Below are 23,583 nucleotides of genomic sequence, written 5' to 3'. Positions count from 1 at the left end.
AAAAACCCCGGATTTCCGGGGCGTTCCGGGATGCATGTTGCGGACGGGACGGCTGGGGCAAAGCGTCTCCGGGGGGCTCGCCCGGGTTAAACGACGGGACCCGTCCCGCAGGCAGCGGCCCGGGGGCCTGCTTTCCTGCGGGACGGGTCCCGTCAAACAATCCCGGGCGCTTACGCCTCAAGCACCACCGGAATGATCATGGGCTTGCGGCGAAGCTTGCGGTTGACCCACGTGCCGACAACACGGCGGACAACCTGCTGGAGCTGGTGCGTTGTGTGGTCCGTGTGGTTAAGCACGGCCTCTTCCAGCGCAGCATTGATCTTGGGAATGATCTCGTCGAAAACGGAATCATCCTCAGCCACACCGCGGGCGTGGATTTCCGGTCCTGAAACCACCTTGCCGGTGGCGCGGTGGATCACGGTGATGATGGAGATGAAGCCTTCGTCGCCAAGGGTCTGGCGGTCCTTCAGGTCAGCTTCCGTGACTTCGCCGACGCTGGAGCCGTCAACGTAGACGTAGCCCACCTCGACCTGGCCCACGACGTCGGCCTGGTGGTCCCGGAGGTCGATCACAGTGCCGTTGTCCGCCAGCAGGATGCTCTCGTCCGGCACGCCGGACTCGAGGGCGATCTTGCCGTTGGCAATCAGGTGCCGCGTCTCGCCGTGCACCGGCATCGCGTTCAGCGGTTCCAGGATGTTGTAGCAATACAGCAGTTCCCCGGCCGCGGCGTGGCCGGACACGTGGACCTTGGCGTTGCCCTTGTGGATGACATCGGCGCCGAGCTTGAGCAGGCCGTTGATGATGCGGAAGACCGCGTTCTCGTTGCCCGGGATCAGGCTGGACGCCAGGATCACGGTGTCGCCCTGTCCGACGACGACACGGTGGTCACCGTTGGCCATGCGGGACAGGGCAGCCATCGGCTCGCCCTGGGAGCCGGTGGACATCAGCACCACACGGTTGTCCGGCAGGTTGTCGATGTTCTTGATGTCAACCAGGATGCCCGGGGGCACGTCGAGGTAGCCGAGCTTCTCGGCAATAGCCATGTTGCGGACCATCGAGCGGCCCACGAAGGCAACCTTGCGGTTGTGGTTGGCCGCCGCGTCGAGGACCTGCTGGACCCGGTGCACGTGCGAGGAGAAGGACGCGACGATCAGGCGCTTGGACGCCTGGCCGAAGAGACGGTCAAGGGTGGGGCCGATTTCCTTCTCGGCGGTGGTGAAGCCCGGCACGTCGGCGTTTGTGGAGTCCGACATGAACAGGTCCACGCCCTCTTCGCCCAGCTTGGCGAAATGGCGGAGGTCGGTGATGCGGCCGTCCAGCGGCAGCTGGTCCATCTTGAAGTCACCGGTGTGCAGCACGGTGCCGCCGGAGGTACGGAGGAACACGGCAAGGGCGTCAGGGATGGAGTGGTTGACGGCCACGAATTCGCATTCAAACGGGCCGAACTTCTGCACCTGTCCCTCGGTGACGGTCTGGGTGATCGGCTTGATCCGGTGTTCCTGCAGCTTCGCTTCGATAAGGGCGAGCGTCAGCTGGGAACCGACCAGGGGAATGTCGGCGCGCAGGCGCAGCAGGTACGGAACGGCACCGATGTGGTCCTCGTGGCCGTGCGTCAGGACGACGGCCACGATGTCATCGAGGCGTTTCTCGATGTAGGAGAAATCGGGCAGGATCAGGTCGACGCCTGGCTGGGTCTCCTCCGGGAAGAGGACACCGCAGTCGACGATCAGCAGCTTGCCGTCGATTTCGAAAACGGTCATGTTGCGGCCGATCTCCCCCAGGCCGCCGAGCGGAACGATCCGCAGGGTGTCCTTGAGAAGTTTCGGTGGCGTGACAAGGCCGGGAAGGGCGGTTTGGGTCATAGTGCACTACTTTCCGGGCGGAACAGGAATGGTATTTGCCGATCAGGAAAAGACCATGCCTGCTTCCGCCAAATCCTCGCGGATGGTTGCGATCTCAGCTTCGTCCGGCTCCACGAGGGGCAAACGGACAACCGAGTTGGGCAGGACTCCCTGCCATTTAAGAATCTGCTTGGCCGCAACGGCCCCCTGCACACGGGTCATCGTGGCCCGGATGACAGGTTCGAGTTCAAAATTGATCTTCCGGGCGGTGCCCAGATCGTTGGCGTTCACGGCGTCGATCAATTCACGGAACCGGCGGGTAGCGACGTGGGTGGTGACGCCCACGAGCCCTACGGCACCCATCGCCATCCACTGCAGGGTCAGTCCGTCGTCTCCGGAGTAGAACAGGAGGTCGGTCTGGGACATGACGCGCGTGGCGGCGGCGAAATCGGCCTTGGCGTCTTTGACCGCAACGATGTTCGGGTGCTCGGCGAGACGGATCAGGGTCTCCGGAGCAATCTGAATTGAGGAACGGCCGGGGATGTCGTAAAGCATCACGGGAACGTCGGTGGAGGAGGCAATGGTCTCGAAGTGGGCGCGTACGCCGGCCTGGCTGGGCTTGTTGTAGTACGGCGTGACGATCAACAGACCGTCAACGCCAACCTCGGCTGCCTGCTTGGAAAGGTGCACGGAGTGCGCGGTGTCGTTCGTTCCCGTGCCGGCGATGATGGCTGCGCGGCCGCCGACAGCTTCCTTGACCGCACGGAACATGCCCACGTTCTCCTCGTCGGTGAGGGTGGAGGTTTCGCCCGTGGTGCCGGTGACGACCAGGCCGTCGCAGCCGTCGTCGACAAGCTTTTCGGCCAGTTCCGCTGCCTGCTGGTAGTCCACTTTGCCGTCCTCAGTGAACGGCGTGACCATAGCGGTCAGGAGGGTGCCAAAAGCAGGGTTATTCGCGGAAGTGTCAGCCATAGGAAAAACGTTACCCTGTCCCCGCCTTGTTAGGACAATGGCGGCCGCGTGATCGTCGTCAAATTCACACCACGAACGTCACTTGTCAATGCCGCGGGCCGGTCCCGGCTCCGCCGGTTCGCGGCCTGCCGATTCCGGGGCGGGTGCACCGCAGTAGCGGGCTACAGCATCTTCCCGCAACGACTCCGCCCACGAGGCCAGCCGCTGGGCGGCGCGGACGTAGTGGAACAGCTCTGTAGGCGTGAGGGCCTCAAGGTCGCATTCAGAGAGCCGCCGCGCCAACTCGGCGCCGGGCGGCTGGGCGGACAGGGCCACACCCTCCCTCCCCCACTGGATATCCTCGGCCGGGTTTCCGGCCACCAGCTGCCGAAAGAGATAGTCCACCACACCGGGGCTCATCGCCTTGAGCGGACCAGGTGAGGTCTCGCGTTCCGGGAGCTGGCGTTCTTGAAGTCGGCGTTCTTGAAGTCGGCGTTCCGGTGCATCATTCATACCCCGATGCTATTCGAACATATATTCGAATACAAGAGCCTGTGAGCGGGATATGAGACGATCGGCTCATGACCTCCCGTGGCACTGCTTCCCCCTCGCGGACTGCCAAAGGCACCGGCACCACAACGAGGCTCACCGGAGTCGACGCGGCCCGGGGGCTGGCGCTTCTTGGCATGATGGCCACCCACCTGCTTCCCACGTTCGAAGCAGACGCGCAGCTGACGCCCACGTGGGTCGGCCTGACTTTCTCGGGGCGTGCGGCCGCGCTGTTTGCCGTGCTGGCCGGGATCGGGCTCGCCCTGTCCACTGGAAAACAGCGTCCGCCAGAGGGCCGGGAGCTGAGCGGCGCACGCCGCGGCATAGCGTTGCGCGCCCTGGTGATCGCCGTCGTCGGGCTCTTCCTGGGCGGGCTGGAAGTGAACGTCGCGGTGATCCTGGTCCATTACGCCGTATTGTTCCTTTGCGTCCTCCCGTTCATCGGTCTTAGCATCAAGCCGCTCTGTGCGCTGGCTGCCGGCTGGGTACTGGGTTCGCCGGTGCTGGCCTACCTGCTGCGGCCGTGGCTCCTGGCGCCTTCGCCGCCGCTGCAACTGGGCCACAACCCCAACTGGGACGACCTCACCACGCCGGGCCGCCTGCTGGGCGACATTTTCCTAACCGGGTACTACCCCGTCCTGCAGTGGCTGAGCTACCTGCTGATCGGGCTGGTCATCGGCCGGCTCGCCCTGACGAAGGCGACCGTCCAGGTGCTGCTGCTGGCCGGCGGGACCGTGGTGGCAGTTCTGGCCAAATGGCTGGGGGTGCTGATGATGGATGAGTGGGGCGGCAAAGAAGCGCTGCGGGCCCACCTGGCGGACCCCCGTTACCCGCTGGACAGCCTCCTGCAGGTGAACCTCGCCGGTGTGGAGCAATCGGGCTCCTGGTGGTGGCTGGCAAGCAGCGCCCCGCATTCGGGCACAACACTGGACCTGCTCCACACTTCGGCCGTAGCGGCCGCGGTGGTAGGCGCCTGCCTGCTGCTCGGGAGGCTGGGCGAATGGCTCAGCCTGGACCTGCTGCTGCCGCTGCGGGGTGCCGGCGCCATGACCCTCACCCTGTACACGGCGCATGTGTGCCTGGTGGCCGCCATGTACCTGCAGCCGTTGCCCGCCGGATGGACCCGCGAAGGCGTGTATGCGGCGCAGGCGCTGACGGCCATCCTCATCGGAGGGTCCTTCGCGGCACTCAACTGGCGGGGGCCGCTGGAGTGGGTGGCCCACGCCGCCAGCGAGGTGGGCCGGTACCGTCGGGCGGGAATCCGCTAGGCGCCCTGGCGGAACAGCTTCAGGGCATCACGCATCGATGCGCGGGCGCGCTTGCGGTCGCCCGCGGCGTCATAGGCACAGCTCAGCCGGAACCAGGAACGCCAGTCTTCCGGCGCTTCCTCGGCTTCGGTCCGGTACTTCTCAAACTCGGCGTCTGCCGATTCCCGCACAATCCGCCCGGCGGGTGTGCGCTGCAGGTTGTCAACCGGCAGCCCGCCCTCGGCTTCGAGGACCTTGGCCATCTGTTCGGTCCGGGCACCGAACAGCAGTTCACGGACCAGGGCCCAGGCTCCGATGACCGGCAGGACCAGGTAGGCGGCACCAATGGCCTTGGCCACGGCGTTGGGATCGGCGAGGAGCAGGACGGAGCGCTGGAAGGACACCACCAGGTAGAAGACCAGCAGCAGCGTCACCGCGCCGACCCAGATTTTGGTGCGGTTCTTCTTAAAGCCGGCGAGGACGTTGCCCATTGCCGTCAGACTCCGAGGTCAAGGTAGCCGTCCAGGCCCACGGTCAGCCCGGGGTGGCCTGCTACGTTCCGCACTCCCAGCAGCACGCCCGGCATGAAGGAAGCCCGGTCGAAGGAGTCGTGGCGCAGGGTCAGCTGCTCCCCCGGTCCGCCGAGCAGGACTTCCTGGTGGGCCACAAGGCCGCGGAGCCGCACACTGTGGACGCGGATACCGTCCACATCGCAGCCGCGGGCGCCGGCGAGCTCGGTGGTGGTGGCGTCCGGACTGGCGCCAATGCCGGCGGCGGCGCGTTCGGCCGCGATCAGCTGCGCGGTGCGGACGGCGGTGCCGGAGGGTGCGTCAACTTTGTCCGGGTGGTGCAGTTCGATGACCTCAACGGACTCGAAGTACTTGGCGGCCTTGGCGGCAAAAGCGGACGCCAGGACGGAGCCGAGCGCGAAGTTCGGGGCAATGAGGACGCCCACCCCGGCATTCCGGCCCAGCAGGTCCTCAAGCGCGCCGAGCCTGGAGGCGTCCCAGCCGGTAGTGCCGACGACGGCGTGCATGCCGTGTTCGACGGCGAAGCGGACGTTCGCTTCGGTGCTTTCGGGGACGGTCAGGTCCACCACGAACCGGGCGCCGGCGCTGACCAGCTCGTCGAGGGAGTCACCGCGTCCGAGGGCCGCTACAAGCTTCATGTCGGGGGCCGCTTCAACGGCTTTCACGGCCTCGGCGCCCATGCGCCCGTTCGCGCCCAGGACGGCGACGGCAAGTTGTTCGGTCATGGACTTAACCCTACCGTCGGGCCGGCTGCGCGGATGAACCGGGACGGGAGGTTACCAGGCTCCGGCCCCTTTCTTCAGGCTCCGGCCCCGACCCATTCGACGGTCCCGTCGCTGAAGAACTGTTCCTTCCAGATGGGCACCTGGGCCTTGATCCGGTCAACGAGCTCCGAGCACACCTCGAAGGCCTGGCCGCGGTGCGAGGCGGACACGGCGCAGACCAGGGCAGGGTCGCCGATTTCCAGCATTCCCACCCGGTGCGCGGCCCAGATCCGCACTGTTTCGCCGCCGTCGCCCGCATGTTCGGCGACGAGCCGGGCGACGACGTCGGCCATCACCTGGTGGGCGGTGGGATGTGCACTGTAGCTGAGCCGCTCAACAAGCTTGCCGCCGTCGTGGTTTCTGACCACGCCGCTGAAGCTGACGACGGCGCCGGCCGTGTCGGATTCCACAGCGGCGATAGCCTGCGCCACGGAAATAGGCTCCGCGCTCAGCACGGCATTCACGATCTCGAATCCGGATTCAGTGGCCTTGTCAGTGCTCATGGCTGCCTTCCAACTGGTCGCAAAGGTGGCTGATGACCGGATCCAGCACGCTCAGGCCGTCCATGACGCCCTTGGGTGATCCGGGAAGATTGACAATGAAAGTGCGTCCGGCCGCGCCCGCGTGTCCACGGCTCAGCATGGCCATGGGAGTCTTGGCCAGTCCGGCCTGCCTGATTCCTTCCATGATCCCCGGTATTTCGCGGTCCAGCAGCGGAACCGTCATCTCCGGGGTCAGGTCATCCGGGCTCAGGCCGGTGCCGCCGCTGGTGATGATCACGGCGGGCTGCTGTGTCAGCAGGGCGCGAAGCGCGGCGCCCACGGGTTCGCCGTCGGGCACCACCATCGCAGGGAATGTCTCGAAGCCGTGCTCGGTCAGCCAATCGGTGATCACCGGTCCGGTTTCGTCGCGGTAGATGCCCGCCGCCGCCCGGTTGGAGGCAATCACGACGCCGGCCTTCCGGCCGGTGGCCTCCCCGTGGCGGTGCGGTTCGGGCTGCTGTCCGAAGGTGCTCATGCTGTCCAGTCCCCGCTCTTGCCGCCGCTTTTGGCCAGCACTCTGATGTCTGTCAATACGGCATGCTTGTCGACTGCCTTGATCATGTCGTACACGCTGAGGGCCGCGACCGACGCCGCGGTGAGCGCTTCCATTTCGACGCCGGTCACGCCGCGGGTCTTGACGGTTGCCAGGACCGCAACGGCATCCAGGCCCAGTTCGAAGTCGACAGTGACTTTGGAGATGGGCAGCGGGTGGCACAGCGGGATGAGCTCGGGAGTCTTCTTCGCTGCCATGATTCCTGCGACGCGAGCAACCGCCAGCGCGTCGCCCTTCGGCAGGTCGCCCGCGCCCAGGAGGGCGAGTACCTCCGCGGTGGTGCGGACCGTGGCGGTGGCTGTGGCCTCCCGTGTGGTCTCGGCCTTGCCGGAAACATCAACCATCTGCGCTGTCCCGTCCCGGCGCAGATGCGTCAGCCCGGCAGCGTTGTCTTCATTGTTCACAGCGTCCATACTTCCACTTCTGCGCCCGCGGCGAGCGCAGAAGTCCCCACCGGGACATGGATCAGGGCGTTGGAATTGGCCAGGGCATGGATCAGGTGCGAGCCTGCGCCTCCTTCGAGCCGGACCGAGCCGTCCGGAAGGAGCGTGCCGCGCCGGAGCTGGTGCTTCCCCTCGGGTGACTCCAGCGGTGCCGCCAGCCTGGCCAGGATTGCCGGCCGCGGGGCCGGTGCGCCGAACAACGAGCTGAGGACAGGGCGCAGGAACATTTCGAAGGAGACCAGGCAGCTGACCGGGTTACCCGGGAAACCCACGAACGGGACACCGTCGAACCGCCCGATCCCCTGGGGCCCGCCGGGCTGCATGGCCACGTGCAGGAATTCCACGTCCTGTCCCGCGGCTGCCTGCCTGACCACCTCGTAGGCTCCTTTGCTGACACCGCCCGTGGTGACGATCAGGTCCACTTGCGGGGCATGCCTCCGCAGCATGGCCGTCAGCTCGTCCGGACTGTCCGTTGAGATCGCAGCCCGCAGGACATCCAGCCCGGCCTGGCGCATGGCGGCTTCGAGGAGCGTGCCGTTGGCGTCGTAGATCTTGCCGGGTTCCAGCGGGCTGCCAGGCTCCACCACTTCGTCGCCCGTGGTGGCGAGGAGCACCTTCAGCTTCCGGTGTACCGTAACCTGCGTGATGCCCAGCGCCGCCAGCAGCCCCAGCTGGCCCGGGCCCAGAAACGTTCCGGCGGCGAGCGCCAGCTCCCCGGCCCGGATGTCGCTGCCCGCATTGCGGACGTATGTGCCTGGGTCCGTTGCCGGCAGCCGGACGGTGGCCGCCGCTCCGGGTTCCGGAAAGGAGTCCGGAACCGCCTTTTCAACGGGTACGACGGCGTCGGCTCCGGCAGGAATCATGGCTCCGGTCATGATCGGCGCGGCCGTGCCCGGTTCCAGCGCCGCAGCAGTGGCACCGGCCGGGATGGGCGCCACCACTTTCAGGTCTGTCCCGCCGTCGGGAATGTCTTGGCTGCGGACGGCGAAGCCGTCCATTTGGGAGTTCGCAAAGGGCGGCAGGTCCACGGGCGCGGGGATATCCGCTGCGAGCCCGCGTCCCAGCGCCGCCTGGAGCGGCAACTCTTCGGTACGCCCGGGACCGCTGAAGTCCGCAAGGAGCTCTCGTACCGCCTCGCGGTGGGCCTCCACGGTGCGGGCCTGGTGGCCGTGCCCTGTGGCGGTGTGACCATGACTGTTGTCGGTGCGGTGCATACGTTCCTTACCTGGGTCCTGGCGTGCTCGGATGCCGGGCGTACCGGGGCCGCCGGCCCGCTACGGCGTCACGTCAACTCTAATGGTGTGGAATCCGGTGGCGCCGTCCGGGGCGACCCGGGACGGCTTTTCAATCTGCGGCACACCGTTGAGGTCCGTGGCCCGGACCTGGATCTCATACTGCCCGGGCGTGAGGGGCAGTGAGAGCTGCCACTGGTACCAGGTATCCCGGGACATGCCGGGTGCAAGTTCCGCCGCCTGCCAGCGGCCGCGATTAACGCGGAGTTCCACTGTGCCTATTCCGGTGTGCTGGGCCCACGCGACACCGCCGAAAGCCACCGTTCCGGCACGCACCGGCCGGCCGGTGCGCGGGACGTCGATGCGTGAGGACGTTTTGATGGGTCCGCGCTCGCTCCAGCCGCGGGGGGTCCAGTACCCGGCGTCGTCGGCGAACCGGGTCACTTTTAGTTCCGTGAGCCATTTGGTGGCAGAAACGTAGCCGTACAGGCCGGGCACAATGAGCCGCACCGGGAAGCCGTGCTCCAGCGGCAACGGTTCGCCGTTCATGCCGACGGCGAGCAGGGCGTCCCGTGTGTCCGTCAACGCTTCCAGGGGTGTGCCGGCCGTCCAGCCGTCACTGCTGCGGGACAGCACCATGTCCGCACCGCTCTGCGGCCCGGCCATGGCCAGCAGCTCCCGGACCGGCCAGCCCAGCCACAGCGCGTTGCCGATGAGGTCCCCGCCCACTTCATTGGAGACGCAGGCGATGGTGATGTGGCGTTCGGTCATGGGCTTCGAAAGCAGCGTGGCGAAGTCGAGCTCGATGTCCCGTTCCACCATTCCCGTGACCTTGAGGACCCAGGTGTCCGGGTCCACTGCCGGAACAGTGAGGGCAGTGTCGATCCGGTAGAAGTCCCGGTTGGGCGTGACCAGCGGACTGATGCCGTCAAGCCTCAGCTCAGCTCCTGCCGGAACCGGCGGGACCGGGGATGCCGGGGACGGCAAGGCAAGTTTGCTCCGGAATTCGCTGACGCCGGCCGCGGCGGCGCGCAGGGCAACAGCAAGCGCGCCTCCAAGGATCGCGACGACGGCGGAGCCGCCCAGTGCCTGCATGAACCGGCGCCGGGCCGGTCCGGCCGCCGCGGCTGCCGGGCCCCAGTCGCGGAGGCGTGACATCAGCCAGCGCAGGACCAGGATTCCGGTTCCGGCCGCAAGCAGGGGCAGCGCAATGGCGCTGCCGGTTGCCTGTTCCCGGCCAAGGACCGCCGCCAGGCCCGCCACACCAAATAGGGCGATGACTGCAAACCCTGCTAAGCGGCGCCGCCACTCCAGGAGGCCGGCTAGCGCAGCGAGGGCGGCTATGGCCAGTCCCATGCCGACGAGCAGCGCCAGCTTGTCCGCCGTGCCGAACACTGAGATGGCCCAGTCCTTCACGGCCGGAGGTACGGCATCGATCACTGCACCGCCAACGCCGGTCAAGGGCGAAAGTGAGGGGCTCACGAGGGCGGCGGCGAGTTCGCCAGCCACCACACCGACGGCCACGGCGACAACGCCTGCGGCCGCTGCCCGCCGGCCGGCGGCGGCGACCGCGCCGGGGACGGCGGCAGGAACAGCGTCGGGAGGCATTTTCGCGGATCCCCTTCCCTGCGGATCAGTGTCCACGGCGCACCTTCGCTTCCGTCATGTCCTGGCTTCCGGTTGAACTCCGGCGCGGGGCGTCCGACGGGTGAGCCCGGTCCGGGGCGGGCAGGCGCAGCGAGAACCGGCAGCCGCCGTCGACATTTTCCACCGTCACGCTGCCCTCGTGGGCGCGGATGATTCCGGCCACCATGCTGAGCCCGATCCCGGCGCCGCTGTAGCCCGCGGCTTCCGGTTCCGGTCCGGAGATACCCGTGCCGCCGGAGCGGCTGCGCGAGGGATTCTTCTGCCATCCGGTGTCGAAGAGGCGGGGGATGTCCTCCGGTGCAATTCCGCCGCAGCGGTCCGTCACCGAAACCACCGCATCGTCCCCGTCCCTGGTGACTTCAACGGTCACGCCGGAGGCGGGGTGGCTGTACAAAATGGCATTCAGCACCACGTTGCGGACCGCCCGCCCCAAGGAGGGGCCGTCCGCGAGGGCCAGGCACTCCCGCACCCCGCCGCCGTCGAGCCTTATCTTCCGGCGGGTGGCGAGCGGTGCGAGGTCCGCGATCGCGTCGCTGGCGAGGTCGTAGAGATCCAGCGGTTCGGCCTTGAGCCGCAGGGTGCCTGCCTGGATCTTGGAGAGCTCCAGGAGATCATTGACCATGATGGCCATCTGGTCTGTCTGGCTGATGATTTTGCGGTAGTAGCCGCTGACGTCGTCGGCCATTCCGTCTTCAAGCGCTTCGGCCATCGCGCGCATGCTGGCCAGAGGCGTGCGAAGGTCGTGCGAAATCCAGCTGACGAGTTCGCGGCGGGAGTTCTCGACGGCAGCCTCCCGCTCCCGGGATTCAGCCAGCCTGCGGCTGCTGCGTTCCAGTTCGTCCGCCAGTTCCGAGAGCTCGGAACTCATGAGCGGCGCCGGCAGGCCCGGATGCTCGCCGCGTCCAATGCTCCTTGCGGCAGCTGCGAGGAGTTTGGCGTTGCGCGACACGCGCGCCCCGAGGACCAGTGAGATGGCCACGGCCACCGCGGATGCGATGGCCAGAACGTACCACATGACCTCCAGGTCCCGGGCGGAAATAACCATCGCATTGAAGGCGCTCACCATGCCTGCGGTCAGGACCGCAACGGTGGACAGCACCACCACGCAGATCTGGACGGCGATGGACGTCCTGCGAAGTGGTCTGAGCAGCAGCAGCGATGCTGCTCCAATGACCACGGCCCAGAGCAGCGCCCAGGCCACGATGGCGAGAAGTTCAGCTGTTTGCACCGGAGGCTCCGTCCGGAGTGTCCAGCCGGTAGCCCACGCCCCACACCGTCTTCAGGAGGGCAGGCCGGGTGGGATCCGCCTCGATCTTTTCGCGCAACCGGCGGACGTGAACGGTGACCGTGGAGAGGTCCCCGAAGTCCCAGCCCCACACGGCCTTGATGAGTTCCTCCCGGCTGAACACCTGGTTGGGGCGGCGCAGCAGGAAAGCCAGCAGGTCGAACTCCCGGATGGTCAGCGCAAGCGGTGTTCCGTGATGCGTCACGGTCCGGGCGGCAGGGTTGAGCTCAAACCCGGCAACCTCGACAGCAGGATCGGGGCTGAATTCCTGCACGCTGCGGCGCAGGACAGAGCGCACCCGGAGCACCAGTTCGCGGGGCGAGAAAGGCTTAGTGATGTAATCGTCCGCGCCAACCTCCAGCCCCAGGATCCTGTCATCCTCCGTCCCCAGGGCCGTCAGCATGATGACGGGGACGCTCGTCGTCTGGCGGAGCCTGCGGCACACTTCCACGCCGTCCAGGCCGGGCAGCATGCGGTCCAGCAGAACAAGGTCGGGGTGCCGCTCCGCGGCGAGGCGCAGGGCCGTAAACCCGTCCGCGGCGAGGTCCACCTGGAAGCCCGCCTGCACAAGGTAGTCACGGACCACGCCGGCGATGGTCTGTTCGTCTTCGACGAGGAGTATCCGCCGGTTTCCGACTGTGGCCTGGGCCGGTGCCGGCTGGGACTTGTTCACTCCTCCAGCATAGGTTCGGGGCCTGGGTGTGGCGCGGCTTTGCCGCCCGCTGTGGCGATCCGTAGGGATTCCGTAAGATCCGCGGAGTCATGGGCGTGATGGTTGACCCCAAGGTGGCGTAGCCTGAATTCATGAGTGTTCAGCTTGGTATGCCGCAACCCCGGGAGGGCGCAGGTTCCGACCCGCGAGTGCCGTCGCTGCCGTCGCGCCCGGAGGGCATGCCCGCGGGCCTCATGGACCGGTACGGACGCCGCGCCACAGACATGAGGTTGTCCCTGACGGACAAGTGCAACCTGCGCTGCACGTACTGCATGCCGGCCGAAGGCCTCGAATGGCTGGCCAAGCAGGCCGTGATGTCCGCCGAGGAAATCGTCAGAATAGTTCGGATCGGCGTCGACATGCTGGGGGTGCGCGAGCTGCGCCTCACCGGCGGCGAGCCCCTGGTCCGGGCCGACCTACTGGACATTATCTCTGCCTTGCGCCAGGCGCACCCGGAGCTGCCGATCTCCATGACCACCAACGCGGTGGGGCTGGATAAGAAGGCGGCCGGACTAAAGGCTGCCGGCCTTTCCCGGATCAACGTTTCGCTGGATTCCCTGCACGAGGAGACGTTCACCAAGCTGACCCGGAGGCCTTTCCTGGACAAGGTATTGGCCGGCGTGGACGCCGCGTGGGCCGCCGGGCTTGGTCCCGTGAAGCTCAACGCCGTCCTGATGCGCGGAATCAACGACGCCGAGTCCCCGTCGCTGCTGGCGTGGGCCCTGGACCGCGGCTATGAACTCCGCTTCATTGAGCAGATGCCGCTCGACGCCGACCACGGCTGGACCCGCCGGAACATGATCACCGCGGCCGAGATCCGCGAACTCCTGTCCGTCGACTACGTGCTCAGCGCCGATCCAAGGGACCGTGACGGTGCACCGGCCGAACGCTTCGAAGTACGCCGCAGGGCCCCGGGTTCCGCCGAGGCCGCCGGCCCCGTGCTGGGAACAGTGGGAATCATCGCCTCCGTCACCGAACCGTTCTGTTCGGACTGCCGCCGCACCCGGATCACGGCTGAGGGCAAGATCATGAGCTGCCTGTTCTCACGCGAGGAAGTCGATCTCCTGGGGCTGCTGCGCGAAGGCGCCACGGATGAGCAGCTCGCCGGGCGCTGGCAGGACGCCATGTGGATCAAGCCGAAAGCCCACGGCATGGACCACGTCGGTTTGGACGCTCCGGACTTCGTCCAGCCGGACCGCAGCATGAGCGCCATCGGAGGCTGAAGCATTGAACGTACGTTATTTCGCTGCCGCGCGCGCTGCGGCAGGGGTGGACGAGGAAAAGTTCGAACTGACCGACGGCGCCACCCTGGAGGAACTGTTGAGCGCCGTGCTCGACGTCGACCGCCCGGTTCCGCCCGCCGGTACCCCGCCGCTCGCGCGGCTTCTTTCGCGCAGCAGTTTCCTGCTCAATGAAGTGGCCGTGCGCGACCGGTCAGTGGTCCTGGGGCCGGATGACGTAGTGGACGTGCTGCCGCCGTTTGCCGGCGGTTAGGGATCGGGCAGGTTCTTACGACGGGCCGCCCCGTTCCGTGCCGAGGGCCAAGGCCAGCAGTGAATTCCTGCTCCTTACACCGCATGCAGCAAAAACAAGTTTGAACTGGTCCTGCACCGTGTAGGGGCTGATCCGAAGTGCCGCCGCCAGCGCCGCGGTGTCCAGTCCGCCCGCGGCGAGTTCCAGCAGGCTGCGCTGCCTCCGCGTCAGGCCGAAGCACCGGGCGAACACGTCAAGCCGTTCCCCCGCCGGGCATTCCTGAATGGTCACTGCCAGCTTCGCTGCCCCGTTCTCCCGCGGGTCCAGCCGGAATGACCTGAGCACTGCCCACCGGCCGCTGCCGATGCTTACCCGGGCGGACGCCGGATGGGAATCCACTCCGGCCTCCCGTGCCAGGAGTTGCGCGGCCACGTTGAAGACCTCGGCCGGGACGGCCTCGAACGGCCGGGGCCCCGGCTGCAGCAGGCAAAGCCAGTCGGCCGCCGAGGCGCTCCGGCTCGTTACTTCCAGCTCCGAGTCCAGCGTCAGCACCGCCTGCTGGGGCAGCCCCGCCACGGGCGGCACGTCGCGGCGGGGCTTCGCATCGAGCCTCATCCGGGCTGCCCTGCTTCGCCGCAGGCCAGCCGCGATGACGGGCGCCACAGCCGCCAGGTGCTTCGCTTCGAGGTCCGTAAATAGCCCGTCATCTGCGCTCCGCCACAGATCAAGCCAGCCCCAGCAGCCGTATCTGTCCGCGAACACCGTGGACAGGACATCCACCACCCCGTACCGCCGGAGGACGCCGTTCCAGAGCGGGCTCCGGGCAGGGTCTCCCCCGGTTGCCGTCCGCAGCGTCACCGCGGGCGGCCCGTTGTCGATGAGCGCCGTCCACCGGCCGGGAGTCGTCACATACTTCAACCTGATCAGGGCCGGCAGTTCCTGCGGGCAGGGAATTCGGGCCATCGGTGAAATTCCGGTGCACGTTTCGGGGTCGGTCAGGGGCCACACAAACGAACTGAACGGAACAATGCCGCCAATCTCCGCTAACAGGGCTGCGCGCAAGTCATGGTCCTCCAGCGGCGAACCGCAGAGGTCACCGATCCTTTCCAGGCTTCGGCTCGCCGCCCAGTGCGTGGTCATGCAAACAGTATGGCCCCGGGAACCGCAGCACGTGGGGGTCACAGGACCCCGGTGATCACGGCCCGGCAAGATGTCTCCGCCCAGATTTCTGGGATACCGGTCCCTCCCGCGGTGTGCCTACCGTGAGCTGTGCGGAAAACCTAAACGGAAGGCAAGGACATGTACACGCTTCAGATTGAGCACGGTATCAAGGACTTCGCGATGTGGAAGGACGCCTTCGACCGGGACCCCGTCAACCGGGCAGCCTCAGGCGTGCTGGCACATCGCATCAGCCGGCCAGTGGACGACCCGCGTCATGTGGTGGTGGAACTCGACCTTGCGCGTCGGGGACAGGCCGAGGAACTGCTGGCCAAGCTCCGCCAGCAGGTATGGAACTCGCCAGCCGCGGCTCCGGCCCTGGACGGTGCACCGAAGGCGCGGATTCTGGAATCAGCAGGCTGATTGCCTCCCGGTAGGCCCCAAGCGTCCGTTCGCGCTGTCAGGTACGGCGGCAGACAGAGGTCATGAACGGCGCGAAGGCTGCGGCGTCGGCCAGGCGGACCTCGGACGTGTGCGTCAGCACGCCGTCGTCCACCCGGAAAATGTGCCGGGACGTGTCCCGGCCGTTGCGGCGTTCCACGGTGAGCACTCCGCCATGCAGGCTGCACCGGATCGGAGCTTCCCGCGGCAGGCCCACGCTGTCCACGTGGTACCAGACGGTGTCCGCGTGGTCAGGGTCCATGGTGAACATGCCATGCCGCTCAAAACGGATCCCCTCAGCTTCCGTGTGGCGGTAGCTCTGTAGCACCGCGTACCCGCCGGCGGCCTTGGTGAAGGTCACCTCCGCCGCCGCAGTCCTGGCAGGCCGCCGGGGTGTGGCCTCAATGTGGGTCGTCCCCGTCCAGTGCCCGAGGAAATCCTCCAGCTCTTTGTGCACAGTGCCCGGGTGCGGACGGTCCATTGCTCCTCCAGTGTGGCCCCGGGTTCATCATCACGCCCCGCGGATGGAGTTGTCCAGCGTGTAGCTGTCCAGCGAAGGGCGGGCGGGCTCAGAGGCCGAAGGTTTCGCGTTCCTCGAACGGACCCACTACTGTCACGGTCCGGGGTGCCGCCGCAAGCTCCTGCGCCAGTTCCCGTACCTGCTCCACGGTGACGCTCTTGATCTGCCGGAGCGTCTCCTCGATGTCCTGGTATTCGCCGGACACCAGTTCGGCCCTGCCCAGCCGCGACATCCGTGATCCGGTGTCTTCGAGCGCCAGGACGATCCCGCCACACAGCTGGCCCACGGCCTTCCTGAGTTCGTCCTCGGAAATGCCGTGCTCCGCCAGCTTGTCCAGTTCGGCACCCAGCAGCTCAACGACCTGGCGGACCTTCGAGGGAGTGCAGCCCGCATACATGCCGAAATAGCCCGCGTCAGCATAGGACGAGGCAAAGGAATAGGTGGAGTACACCAGGCCGCGCTTTTCCCGTACCTCCTGGAACAGGCGCGAGGACATGCCGCCGCCCAGCACGGCGTTAAGCACGCTCATGACGTAGCGGCGCCCGTCCGTGGCGACGATGGTGGGGCAGCCCATGATGATGTTTGCCTGCTCGACGGGTCGCTTGACCACGTGGAGTCCGGCGGTTCCGCTGATGCGGGCCCGTTCGGTGGAGCGCCGCTCCACGGGTGCGGCGCCGGCCTCCAGCGCCCAGCCCGCCTGATGGAGGGCATCAACCACCAGTCCGCAAACGACGTCGTGGTCCAGCCCGCCGGCCGCGGTGATGACCAGTTCGTCCGGGCGGTAGTACCGGCGGTAGTGGTCCCAGACGGAATCGCGGGCAACGGCCCTGATGGCCTCCGGTGTTCCGCCGATCGGGCGTCCCAGCGGATGCGTCCCCAGCACCGCGGCAACGAAGTGCTCGTGGGCGACGTCCGTGGGGTCGTCGCTGTCCATCGCGATCTCCTCCAGGATGACGTCGCGTTCCTGCTCCATCTCCTGCGGGTCCAGGACTGCTCCGGTAATCATGTCCGCGATGACATCGATGGCCATCGGAAGGTCCGTGTCGAGAACCCGGGCAAAATAGCAGGTGCTTTCCTTGGCGGTGGCCGCGTTGGACTCCCCGCCGACCTCATCAAAGGCGGACGCAATTTCCAGCGCGGTACGCCGCTTGGTGCCCTTGAACAGGAGGTGCTCCAGGAAATGGGTGGACCCGTGCTGCCCGTGGGCTTCGTCCCGTGAACCCACGCCAACCCAAAAGCCGATGGTCGCGGACCGTTGGCCGGGCATGGCCTCCGTCAGTACACGCACGCCTCCGGGGAGCACGGAACGGCGAACCACGGACCCGCCGTCGGCTCCGTGGATCAGGGTGTCTCCGGGATGGTTCTGCACGAGCGGCAGGGGTACGACAGTCATCAAGGCCTTTCAGGAAAACGGTGCCAAATCTGCCTGCAATCGTACCAGCGGACCACTGCTGCCATGCCCGGGGAACTGGCGATTCAATCGGGCGGCTTAACGGCGGCGGGGCCGGTGGAAGTTCCACCGGCCCCGCCGTCATGCTGGTACTACGAAGTGCGCTGCAGACTACTCTGCGGCTGCCTCGGCGACCTCGGCGCTTTCAGCGCCTTCTTCCTCGGCGATGACCGGGGAGAGGGACAGCTTTCCGCGGTCGTCGATCTTGGTGATCTCGACCTGGATCTTCTGACCCACGGAGACGACGTCCTCGACGTTGTCAACGCGCTTGCCGCCGGCGATCTTGCGCAGCTCGGAGATGTGCAGCAGGCCGTCCTTGCCCGGGGTGAGGGAAATGAAGGCGCCGAAGGTGGTGGTCTTGACGACCGTACCCAGGTAGCGCTCTCCGATTTCCGGAACCTGCGGGTTGGCGATGGCGTTGATCGCGGAGCGTGCGGCGTCGGCGGACGGGCCGTTGGTGGCGCCGATGTAAACGGTGCCGTCGTCCTCGATGGAGATGTCCGCGCCGGTGTCTTCCTGGATCTGGTTGATCATCTTGCCCTTGGGCCCGATGACCTCGCCGATCTTGTCCACGGGGATCTTGACCGCGATGACACGCGGAGCGAACTCGGAGAGTTCGTCCGGGGTGTCGATCGCGGAGTTGATGACCTCGAGGATGTGCAGGCGTGCTTCGCGGGCCTGCTTCAGAGCGGCGGCCAGGACCGAGGCCGGGATACCGTCGAGCTTGGTGTCCAGCTGGATGGCCGTGACGAACTCGGAAGTACCGGCGACCTTGAAGTCCATGTCGCCGAAGGCATCTTCGGCGCCGAGGATATCGGTCAGTGCCGCGTAGCGGGTCTGACCGTCAACCTGGTCGGACACCAGGCCCATGGCGATACCTGCAACGGCCGCCTTCAGCGGCACGCCTGCGTTGAGCATCGACAGCGTGGAGGCGCAGACGGAACCCATCGACGTCGAACCGTTGGAGCTGAGGGCCTCAGACACCTGGCGGATGGCGTAGGGGAATTCCTCGCGGGACGGCAGGACGGGCACGAGTGCCCGCTCGGCCAGGGCGCCGTGACCGATTTCGCGGCGCTTGGGCGAACCCACACGGCCGGTTTCACCGGTGGAGTACGGCGGGAAGTTGTAGTTGTGCATGTAGCGCTTGCGCGTTACCGGCGACAGCGAGTCGATCTGCTGTTCCATCTTCAGCATGTTCAGCGTGGTGACACCCATGATCTGGGTCTCGCCGCGTTCGAAGATGGCCGAACCGTGAACGCGGGGCAGGACCTCGACCTCGGCGGTGAGCTGGCGGATGTCCGTCAGGCCACGGCCGTCGATGCGGATCTGGTCCTTCAGGATGCGCTGGCGCACAACGTGCTTGGTCACCGAGCGGAAAGCTGCGGACAGCTCCTTCTCGCGTCCCTCGAACTGGCCGGCGAGCGAAGAAGTGACGTCGTCCTTGAGCTGGTCCGAAGCGGTGTCGCGCTCCTGCTTGTCAGCAATCTGGAAGACAGCAGCCAGCTTCTCGGCGGCAGCGGCTTCAACGGCGGCGTAGGCGTCGTCTTCGTAGTCGAGGAAGACCGGGAACTCTACGGTCGGCTTGGCGGCGCGGGCGGCAAGGTCTGCCTGGGCGTCGCACAGTGCCTTGATGAACGGCTTGGCGGCTTCGAGGCCCTCGGAAACAACCTCTTCGGTGGGGGCGGTGGCGCCCTGTTCCTTGATGAGGTTCCAGGAGTTGTCCGTAGCTTCGGCTTCAACCATCATGATGGCGACGTCGTCACCGGCAACGCGGCCGGCAACGACCATGTTGAACACGGAGTTCTCGAGCTGGGAGTGCTTCGGGAACGCAACCCACTGCGAACCGTGCTCGTCGGCAACGAGGGCAACGCGGACGCCGCCGATCGGGCCGGAGAACGGCAGGCCGGAGAGCTGGGTGGACATCGAGGAGGCGTTGATGGCCACGACGTCGTAAAGCTCGTCCGGGTTGATCGCCAGGACGGTGACGACGATCTGGACCTCGTTGCGCAGGCCCTTGATGAAGGCCGGACGCAGCGGGCGGTCCATGAGGCGGCAAGCCAGGATGGCTTCGGTGGACGGGCGTCCTTCGCGGCGGAAGAACGAGCCCGGGATGCGGCCGGCGGCGTACATACGCTCTTCGACGTCAACGGTCAGCGGGAAGAAGTCAAAGCCTTCACGCGGGTGCTTGCCGGCAGTGGTTGCGGACAGCAGCGCGGTGTCTTCGTCGATGTACACCATGGCTGCGCCGGCTGCCTGCTTGGCAAGGCGGCCGGTTTCGAAGCGGATTACACGCTTGCCGAAGCGGCCATTGTCAATGACGGCTTCTGAGAACTGGATTTCGGGACCCTCCAAGAGAGTCACCTCCGTTTCTTGGTTAACGGAAGTCCAGCCGCATCAACCCAGTCCAGCATCTGTCTACTGGCCTGCACTGCACCCGGTCATCGATCGAGACCCACGGGCCGGGCTTCATTCTTCGAAGCCGTTCCCGGGAATCACTACCGAGGACCGCGAATGCGTGATGCGGTTGATCCTCCTGTTTAGTTTTGTTTGAAGAAGGCGGCCCTTTCCGTCACGGAAGGGGCCGCCCCTCAGGTCTGACTAGCGGCGCAGGCCGAGGCGCTCGATGAGCGCACGGTAGCGGTTGATGTCAGTGTTCTTGAGGTAGGTGAGCATGCGCTTGCGACGACCAACCATGGCCAGCAGACCGCGCTGGGTGTGGAAGTCGTGCTTGTGCTCCTTCATGTGCTCAGTGAGATCCTTGATCCGCTGAGTGAGGACTGCAACCTGGACCTCCGGTGAACCGGTGTCGCCTTCGGACGTTGCGAAATCCTTGATGATGGACTGCTTTACAGCGGCGTCAAGTGCCACAATAACTCCTAGAGATGTGCCGTGAGGCCCGAATCAGTAACTCACTGCCGGGTGTGCCAGTGCCGGAAATCCGCGGTAACCCGGGAAATCCTGCACATAACAAGAGCCAGCCGCCACGGACTGCAGCCGGATCCAACGTTTAGTTTACCGGCCCGGCCGCAATCTTGTCGAAACACGCCGTGCAGCGCGACCGCTGTGGGCGGGCCGGTTAGTGGCGCGCCAGCAGATCGCGGACGGCGGCAACACCGCGGTAGACCTCCATAAATGAGGTGCTGAGCGGCGAAAGCCCGATCCGGATGCCGTGCGGTGCCCGGAAATCCGGGATGACGTCCTGCGCCCAGAGCTGCGCCGTCATCTCCCGGAAGTCCGGATGGTCCACGGTGATGTGGCTCCCCCGGCGCTCCGGATCCCGCGGCGTTGCCAGGAGGACGCCGGCCGGAGCCAGCCACGCGTCATGGAGTTCGAGCGCGAACGCCGTGAGTTTCCGGGATTTTTCCCGGAGTGCGGACATGCCGGCTTCTTCGATCAGGTCCAGCGTGCCCTGCATCGCGATCATGCCGAAAATTGCCGGCGTTCCGCTGAGGAAGCCGCGGATCCCGGGAGCAGGCTCGTAGCCGGCCGCCATTTCGAACGCGTCCTTACGGCCCATCCAGCCCCAGATCGGCTGGCTCAGCCCCGGGAGGTGCCGCGAGTTGATGTAGGCGAAGGCCGGCGAGCCCGGTCCCCCGTTGAGGTACTTGTAGGTGCAGCCCGCGGCGAAGTCGACGCCGGCGGCGTCCAGGTCGATCTCCACCGAACCGGCGGAATGGCACAGGTCCCATACCACCAGCGCGCCGGCGTCATGCACTGCCGCCGTGATCGCCGGCAGGTCTGCGAGATAACCGGAGCGGTAGGCGATCTGGCTGAGGACCACGACGGCGGTGGCCGGCCCTGCCGCCTCGCGCACCTGGTCAACGGTCACCCCGGCGGCGGGATCGGCCTCGATCCATCGCAGCGTCAGCCCCTCTTCCCGGGCGATCCCTTCGAGGAGGTAACGGTCCGTGGGGAAGTTGTCCGTATCCAGCACGATTTCGGTCCTGGCGGGGTCCCTGACCGCAGCGAGGGCGGCACGGATCAGCTTGTACAGGACAACCGTGGTGGAGTCGGCAATGATGGTTTGCCCGGGGGCGGCTCCGAGCACTGCCCGGCCCAGCTGGTCGCCAATAGCTTCCGGCAGCTGGAGCCATTCCTCGTCCCAGCCCCGGATCAGCCGGCCGCCCCAGCTGTGCTGGATGAAGCTGCTGATATCCGTAGCTGTCCGTTTGAGCGGACGGCCCAGCGAGTTCCCGTCCAGGTAGGACAGGTCGGTGTCAGTTCCGATGAAGTGGTCGCGGTAGCCTGCCAGCGGGTCTGAGGCGTCGAGTTCGACGGCACGCTGCCGCAGGGCATCTTGGGTCTGATGAACCGTACTCATTGGCCGATCTCCGTCCGGACGGCAAAAAGCTCGGGAAAGAACGTCAGCTCCAGGGCCTTCTGCAGGAACGCGGCCCCGCTGGATCCGCCGGTGCCGCCCTTCATGCCGATGGTCCGCTGCACCGTCCGCAGGTGGCGGAAACGCCACAGCTGGAAGTTGTCTTCCAGGTCCACCAGTTCTTCGCATGCCTCATAGGCACCCCAGTTGTCCGCCGCGTTTTCGTAGATGTGCTTGAACACCGGCACCAGTTCGGGGCAGAACTGGTGAGCCTTCGTGACGTCGCGCTCCAGCAGGGATGCCGGAATATCAAACCCCTGCCGGTGGAGGTAGGCGAGGAATTCGTCGTAGATGCTGGGCGCCTCAAGGACGTTGCTCAGCTGCTGGTACGCCTCAGGGTCGGATTCGAACACCGGAAGCATCTTGCGGTTCTTGTTGCCCAGGACGAACTCCACGGCCCGGTACTGGCTGGACTGGAACCCGGAGGAGTTGCCCAGGAAGCCGCGGAACTGGGAATACTCGGTGGGCGTCAGCGTGGCCAGCACGGACCACTGTTCGGTCAGTGTCTTCTGGATGTGCTTCACTCGCGCGATCGCTTTCAAGGCGGATCCGAGGTCATCGCTGCGGAGCCAGGCCGCGGCGCTGCGGAGCTCGTGAAGGACCAGCTTCAGCCACAGTTCAGTGGTCTGGTGCTGGATGATGAAAAGCAGTTCGTCGTGGTGTTCGGGATTGCTGACCGGTTGCTGTGCGCTGAGCAGCGTGGGCAGTTGCAGGTACGACGCGTAGCTCATCCGCGAACTGAAGTCCCGGACAATGTCCTTTTCCAGTTTCCTCGTGTTCTTCTCAACGGACACAGCGGTGCCTTCCTTGCCAGTGACTGGGGTCAGCGCCGGAACAGGATGTCGTGGGCCTGGACCACGTCCAGGCACATCTGTTCGACGAGCGCCTCCGGCCCACGGTACGCCACCATGCCCCGCAGCCGTGCCACGAACTCCACAACTACTGTCTGGCCGTACAGATCGAAGTTTTCAACCGGTTCTTCCGGACGGTCAATAACGTGGGCTTCAACCTGCCGGCTGACGCCGTCGAATGTGGGGTTGGAGCCGACGGAGATGGCTGCCGGCCATCTGGTGCCGGCCTGGTCCACGAGCCAGCCGGCGTAGATTCCGTCGGCGGGGATGTAGCCGCTGGCTTCGGAGGACAGGTTTGCGGTGGGGAATCCGAGTGCACGCCCGCGGGCAGCACCGTGCACCACCTCGCCGCGCATCCGGTGCGGGCGGCCCAGCACGGCAGCCGCCGTGGCCACGTCGCCGTCCCGCAAGGCCTCACGAACCCAGGTGGACGAACAACGGCGGTCCTCGCCGCCGTCGTCGTGGATGGGAAAACCTTCTGAGCCGAATTCACTGATGACCTGGACAGTGAAGCCGAACTTCTCCCCCAGCTCCTGCATGGTGGAGAGGTCACCGGAGTTGCCGCGGCCAAACCGGGCGTCGTGGCCGATCACCACGTGGCTCGCCTTGAGGCTGCCGACGAGGACGCCGGCCACAAATTCTTCCGGCGTCAGACTGGCCAGCTCCAGGGAGTATTTCATGACCAGGACGGCGTCCAGGCCCAGCTCGCCGAGGGCAACGAGCTTGTCCTCCAGGCCCATGATGAGCTCGGGAGCGGACTCGGGCCGGTGAACCTGCGCAGGGTGGGGATCAAACGTCACCGCCACAGCCCGCGCGCCGTTGAGGCGGGCTGTACGGATGAGCTGGGACAGCACCTGCTGGTGCCCGCGGTGTACGCCGTCGAAATTGCCAAACGTGACAACGGTAGGGCCGAAGTCCGCGGGGACCTCGGACGGATCGTTCCAGATGTGGACCATCAACCTCGCCTTTTGCTGCCTGCCATTGACTCGTCCGAAACCGCGCCGGGCCCCGGAACT

General features: G+C 66.3%; 24 protein-coding genes. 4 read left to right on the top strand and 20 right to left on the bottom strand.

The window, feature by feature from the left end; genetic code table 11:
* Positions 1-170: 170 nt before the first annotated feature.
* The 3 genes from ACSQ12_RS07445 to ACSQ12_RS07435 form a co-directional block, all read right to left on the bottom strand.
* Positions 171-1,862, bottom strand: coding sequence for a ribonuclease J (locus ACSQ12_RS07445; protein ID WP_011691314.1), 1,692 nt, complete (start codon positions 1,860-1,862; stop codon positions 171-173).
* Between the two features lie 42 nt (positions 1,863-1,904).
* The gene (dapA, locus tag ACSQ12_RS07440; protein ID WP_436064910.1) at positions 1,905-2,813 is read right to left on the bottom strand and encodes a 4-hydroxy-tetrahydrodipicolinate synthase; all 909 of its coding nucleotides are present in this window, start codon (positions 2,811-2,813) and stop codon (positions 1,905-1,907) included.
* 78 nt (positions 2,814-2,891) lie between these two features.
* Positions 2,892-3,305, bottom strand: coding sequence for a hypothetical protein (locus ACSQ12_RS07435; protein ID WP_436064909.1), 414 nt, complete (start codon positions 3,303-3,305; stop codon positions 2,892-2,894).
* A 68-nt stretch (positions 3,306-3,373) separates the two neighbouring features.
* On the opposite strand from ACSQ12_RS07435, the gene ACSQ12_RS07430 reads away from it, so the two are divergent.
* The gene (locus ACSQ12_RS07430) at positions 3,374-4,609 is read left to right on the top strand and encodes a heparan-alpha-glucosaminide N-acetyltransferase domain-containing protein (RefSeq protein WP_436064908.1); all 1,236 of its coding nucleotides are present in this window, start codon (positions 3,374-3,376) and stop codon (positions 4,607-4,609) included.
* On the opposite strand, the gene ACSQ12_RS07425 is transcribed toward ACSQ12_RS07430, so the two are convergent.
* The 9 genes from ACSQ12_RS07425 to ACSQ12_RS07385 all read right to left on the bottom strand — a co-directional run bounded on the left by ACSQ12_RS07425 (position 4,606) and on the right by ACSQ12_RS07385 (position 12,257).
* Positions 4,606-5,079, bottom strand: a complete 474-nt coding sequence (locus ACSQ12_RS07425) for a hypothetical protein (protein WP_436064907.1) — start codon at positions 5,077-5,079, stop codon at positions 4,606-4,608. The two genes, ACSQ12_RS07430 and ACSQ12_RS07425, sit on opposite strands and share 4 nt — an antisense overlap.
* A 5-nt stretch (positions 5,080-5,084) precedes the next feature.
* The gene (gene dapB, locus ACSQ12_RS07420; RefSeq protein WP_436064906.1) at positions 5,085-5,843 is read right to left on the bottom strand and encodes a 4-hydroxy-tetrahydrodipicolinate reductase; all 759 of its coding nucleotides are present in this window, start codon (positions 5,841-5,843) and stop codon (positions 5,085-5,087) included.
* Between the two features lie 74 nt (positions 5,844-5,917).
* Positions 5,918-6,385 (bottom strand): molybdenum cofactor biosynthesis protein MoaE, encoded by a 468-nt coding sequence (locus ACSQ12_RS07415; protein WP_436064905.1) that lies wholly within the window; start codon positions 6,383-6,385, stop codon positions 5,918-5,920.
* Positions 6,375-6,899 carry a MogA/MoaB family molybdenum cofactor biosynthesis protein gene (locus ACSQ12_RS07410; RefSeq protein ID WP_011691307.1) on the bottom strand — a complete coding sequence of 175 codons (525 nt, stop codon included), beginning with the start codon at positions 6,897-6,899 and terminating at the stop codon, positions 6,375-6,377. Before ACSQ12_RS07410 ends, ACSQ12_RS07415 begins: the two co-directional genes overlap by 11 nt.
* The gene (gene moaC / locus ACSQ12_RS07405) at positions 6,896-7,390 is read right to left on the bottom strand and encodes a cyclic pyranopterin monophosphate synthase MoaC (RefSeq protein ID WP_390250979.1); all 495 of its coding nucleotides are present in this window, start codon (positions 7,388-7,390) and stop codon (positions 6,896-6,898) included. Before moaC ends, ACSQ12_RS07410 begins: the two co-directional genes overlap by 4 nt.
* Positions 7,378-8,634, bottom strand: a complete 1,257-nt coding sequence (locus ACSQ12_RS07400; protein ID WP_436064904.1) for a molybdopterin molybdotransferase MoeA — start codon at positions 8,632-8,634, stop codon at positions 7,378-7,380. Before ACSQ12_RS07400 ends, moaC begins: the two co-directional genes overlap by 13 nt.
* A gap of 60 nt (positions 8,635-8,694) precedes the next feature.
* Complete coding sequence (locus tag ACSQ12_RS07395) at positions 8,695-10,260, bottom strand: molybdopterin-dependent oxidoreductase (protein ID WP_436064903.1); 1,566 nt, start codon at positions 10,258-10,260, stop codon at positions 8,695-8,697.
* A gap of 25 nt (positions 10,261-10,285) precedes the next feature.
* Positions 10,286-11,527, bottom strand: a complete 1,242-nt coding sequence (locus ACSQ12_RS07390) for a sensor histidine kinase (RefSeq protein ID WP_436064902.1) — start codon at positions 11,525-11,527, stop codon at positions 10,286-10,288.
* Positions 11,514-12,257 carry a response regulator transcription factor gene (locus ACSQ12_RS07385; protein ID WP_436064901.1) on the bottom strand — a complete coding sequence of 248 codons (744 nt, stop codon included), beginning with the start codon at positions 12,255-12,257 and terminating at the stop codon, positions 11,514-11,516. Before ACSQ12_RS07385 ends, ACSQ12_RS07390 begins: the two co-directional genes overlap by 14 nt.
* 131 nt (positions 12,258-12,388) lie before the next feature.
* On the opposite strand from ACSQ12_RS07385, the gene moaA reads away from it, so the two are divergent.
* Positions 12,389-13,519, top strand: coding sequence for a GTP 3',8-cyclase MoaA (gene moaA, locus ACSQ12_RS07380; protein ID WP_209746183.1), 1,131 nt, complete (start codon positions 12,389-12,391; stop codon positions 13,517-13,519).
* Positions 13,520-13,523: 4 nt separating this feature from the next.
* The gene (locus ACSQ12_RS07375) at positions 13,524-13,790 is read left to right on the top strand and encodes a MoaD/ThiS family protein (protein ID WP_436064900.1); all 267 of its coding nucleotides are present in this window, start codon (positions 13,524-13,526) and stop codon (positions 13,788-13,790) included.
* Between the two features lie 15 nt (positions 13,791-13,805).
* Here ACSQ12_RS07375 and ACSQ12_RS07370 read toward each other — a convergent pair whose 3' ends face one another.
* Positions 13,806-14,909, bottom strand: a complete 1,104-nt coding sequence (locus ACSQ12_RS07370; RefSeq protein ID WP_436064899.1) for a helix-turn-helix transcriptional regulator — start codon at positions 14,907-14,909, stop codon at positions 13,806-13,808.
* Between the two features lie 159 nt (positions 14,910-15,068).
* Here ACSQ12_RS07370 and ACSQ12_RS07365 point away from each other — a divergent pair, with 159 nt between their 5' ends.
* Positions 15,069-15,350, top strand: a complete 282-nt coding sequence (locus ACSQ12_RS07365; protein ID WP_436064898.1) for a hypothetical protein — start codon at positions 15,069-15,071, stop codon at positions 15,348-15,350.
* A 37-nt stretch (positions 15,351-15,387) separates the two neighbouring features.
* Here the strand turns inward: ACSQ12_RS07365 and ACSQ12_RS07360 are convergent, their stop codons facing one another.
* From ACSQ12_RS07360 to ACSQ12_RS07330, 7 genes are all read right to left on the bottom strand, one after another.
* Complete coding sequence (locus ACSQ12_RS07360) at positions 15,388-15,849, bottom strand: DUF1579 family protein (protein ID WP_209746194.1); 462 nt, start codon at positions 15,847-15,849, stop codon at positions 15,388-15,390.
* Between the two features lie 88 nt (positions 15,850-15,937).
* Entirely contained in the window at positions 15,938-17,281 is a 1,344-nt protein-coding gene (locus tag ACSQ12_RS07355) for a M16 family metallopeptidase (protein WP_436064897.1), read from the bottom strand.
* A gap of 168 nt (positions 17,282-17,449) precedes the next feature.
* Positions 17,450-19,690, bottom strand: a complete 2,241-nt coding sequence (locus ACSQ12_RS07350; protein ID WP_436066955.1) for a polyribonucleotide nucleotidyltransferase — start codon at positions 19,688-19,690, stop codon at positions 17,450-17,452.
* Between the two features lie 246 nt (positions 19,691-19,936).
* Positions 19,937-20,206: a 30S ribosomal protein S15 gene (rpsO, locus tag ACSQ12_RS07345; protein ID WP_011691294.1), complete on the bottom strand. Its 270-nt coding sequence runs from the start codon at positions 20,204-20,206 to the stop codon at positions 19,937-19,939.
* Positions 20,207-20,414: 208 nt separating this feature from the next.
* The gene (gene kynU, locus ACSQ12_RS07340) at positions 20,415-21,659 is read right to left on the bottom strand and encodes a kynureninase (protein WP_436064896.1); all 1,245 of its coding nucleotides are present in this window, start codon (positions 21,657-21,659) and stop codon (positions 20,415-20,417) included.
* Positions 21,656-22,510 carry a tryptophan 2,3-dioxygenase gene (gene kynA / locus ACSQ12_RS07335; RefSeq protein ID WP_436064895.1) on the bottom strand — a complete coding sequence of 285 codons (855 nt, stop codon included), beginning with the start codon at positions 22,508-22,510 and terminating at the stop codon, positions 21,656-21,658. Before kynA ends, kynU begins: the two co-directional genes overlap by 4 nt.
* A gap of 29 nt (positions 22,511-22,539) precedes the next feature.
* Complete coding sequence (locus ACSQ12_RS07330) at positions 22,540-23,523, bottom strand: bifunctional riboflavin kinase/FAD synthetase (RefSeq protein WP_209746201.1); 984 nt, start codon at positions 23,521-23,523, stop codon at positions 22,540-22,542.
* Positions 23,524-23,583: the final 60 nt, after the last annotated feature.

It is taken from the genome of Arthrobacter sp. LjRoot14, from assembly GCF_964253905.1.
GTDB lineage: Bacteria > Actinomycetota > Actinomycetes > Actinomycetales > Micrococcaceae > Arthrobacter.
Note: the sequence above shows the minus strand (reverse complement) of the source record. Positions and strands in the feature narration are given on the sequence as shown.

Excerpts from the sequence above, each read along its gene's own strand:
- ACSQ12_RS07355 (WP_436064897.1), bottom strand. The coding sequence starts at position 17,281 with ATGACTGTCGTACCCCTGCCGCTCGTGCAGAACCATCCCGGAGACACC.
- ACSQ12_RS07415 (WP_436064905.1), bottom strand. The coding sequence starts at position 6,385 with ATGAGCACTGACAAGGCCACTGAATCCGGATTCGAGATCGTGAATGCC.
- dapB (WP_436064906.1), bottom strand. The coding sequence starts at position 5,843 with ATGACCGAACAACTTGCCGTCGCCGTCCTGGGCGCGAACGGGCGCATG.
- ACSQ12_RS07360 (WP_209746194.1), bottom strand. The coding sequence starts at position 15,849 with ATGGACCGTCCGCACCCGGGCACTGTGCACAAAGAGCTGGAGGATTTC.
- ACSQ12_RS07435 (WP_436064909.1), bottom strand. The coding sequence starts at position 3,305 with ATGAATGATGCACCGGAACGCCGACTTCAAGAACGCCGACTTCAAGAA.
- ACSQ12_RS07410 (WP_011691307.1), bottom strand. The coding sequence starts at position 6,899 with ATGAGCACCTTCGGACAGCAGCCCGAACCGCACCGCCACGGGGAGGCC.
- dapA (WP_436064910.1), bottom strand. The coding sequence starts at position 2,813 with ATGGCTGACACTTCCGCGAATAACCCTGCTTTTGGCACCCTCCTGACC.
- ACSQ12_RS07365 (WP_436064898.1), top strand. The coding sequence starts at position 15,069 with ATGTACACGCTTCAGATTGAGCACGGTATCAAGGACTTCGCGATGTGG.
- ACSQ12_RS07330 (WP_209746201.1), bottom strand. The coding sequence starts at position 23,523 with ATGGTCCACATCTGGAACGATCCGTCCGAGGTCCCCGCGGACTTCGGC.
- ACSQ12_RS07370 (WP_436064899.1), bottom strand. The coding sequence starts at position 14,909 with ATGACCACGCACTGGGCGGCGAGCCGAAGCCTGGAAAGGATCGGTGAC.
- ACSQ12_RS07395 (WP_436064903.1), bottom strand. The coding sequence starts at position 10,260 with ATGCCTCCCGACGCTGTTCCTGCCGCCGTCCCCGGCGCGGTCGCCGCC.
- kynU (WP_436064896.1), bottom strand. The coding sequence starts at position 21,659 with ATGAGTACGGTTCATCAGACCCAAGATGCCCTGCGGCAGCGTGCCGTC.
- ACSQ12_RS07445 (WP_011691314.1), bottom strand. The coding sequence starts at position 1,862 with ATGACCCAAACCGCCCTTCCCGGCCTTGTCACGCCACCGAAACTTCTC.
- moaA (WP_209746183.1), top strand. The coding sequence starts at position 12,389 with ATGAGTGTTCAGCTTGGTATGCCGCAACCCCGGGAGGGCGCAGGTTCC.
- ACSQ12_RS07430 (WP_436064908.1), top strand. The coding sequence starts at position 3,374 with ATGACCTCCCGTGGCACTGCTTCCCCCTCGCGGACTGCCAAAGGCACC.
- ACSQ12_RS07425 (WP_436064907.1), bottom strand. The coding sequence starts at position 5,079 with ATGGGCAACGTCCTCGCCGGCTTTAAGAAGAACCGCACCAAAATCTGG.
- moaC (WP_390250979.1), bottom strand. The coding sequence starts at position 7,390 with ATGGACGCTGTGAACAATGAAGACAACGCTGCCGGGCTGACGCATCTG.
- ACSQ12_RS07400 (WP_436064904.1), bottom strand. The coding sequence starts at position 8,634 with ATGCACCGCACCGACAACAGTCATGGTCACACCGCCACAGGGCACGGC.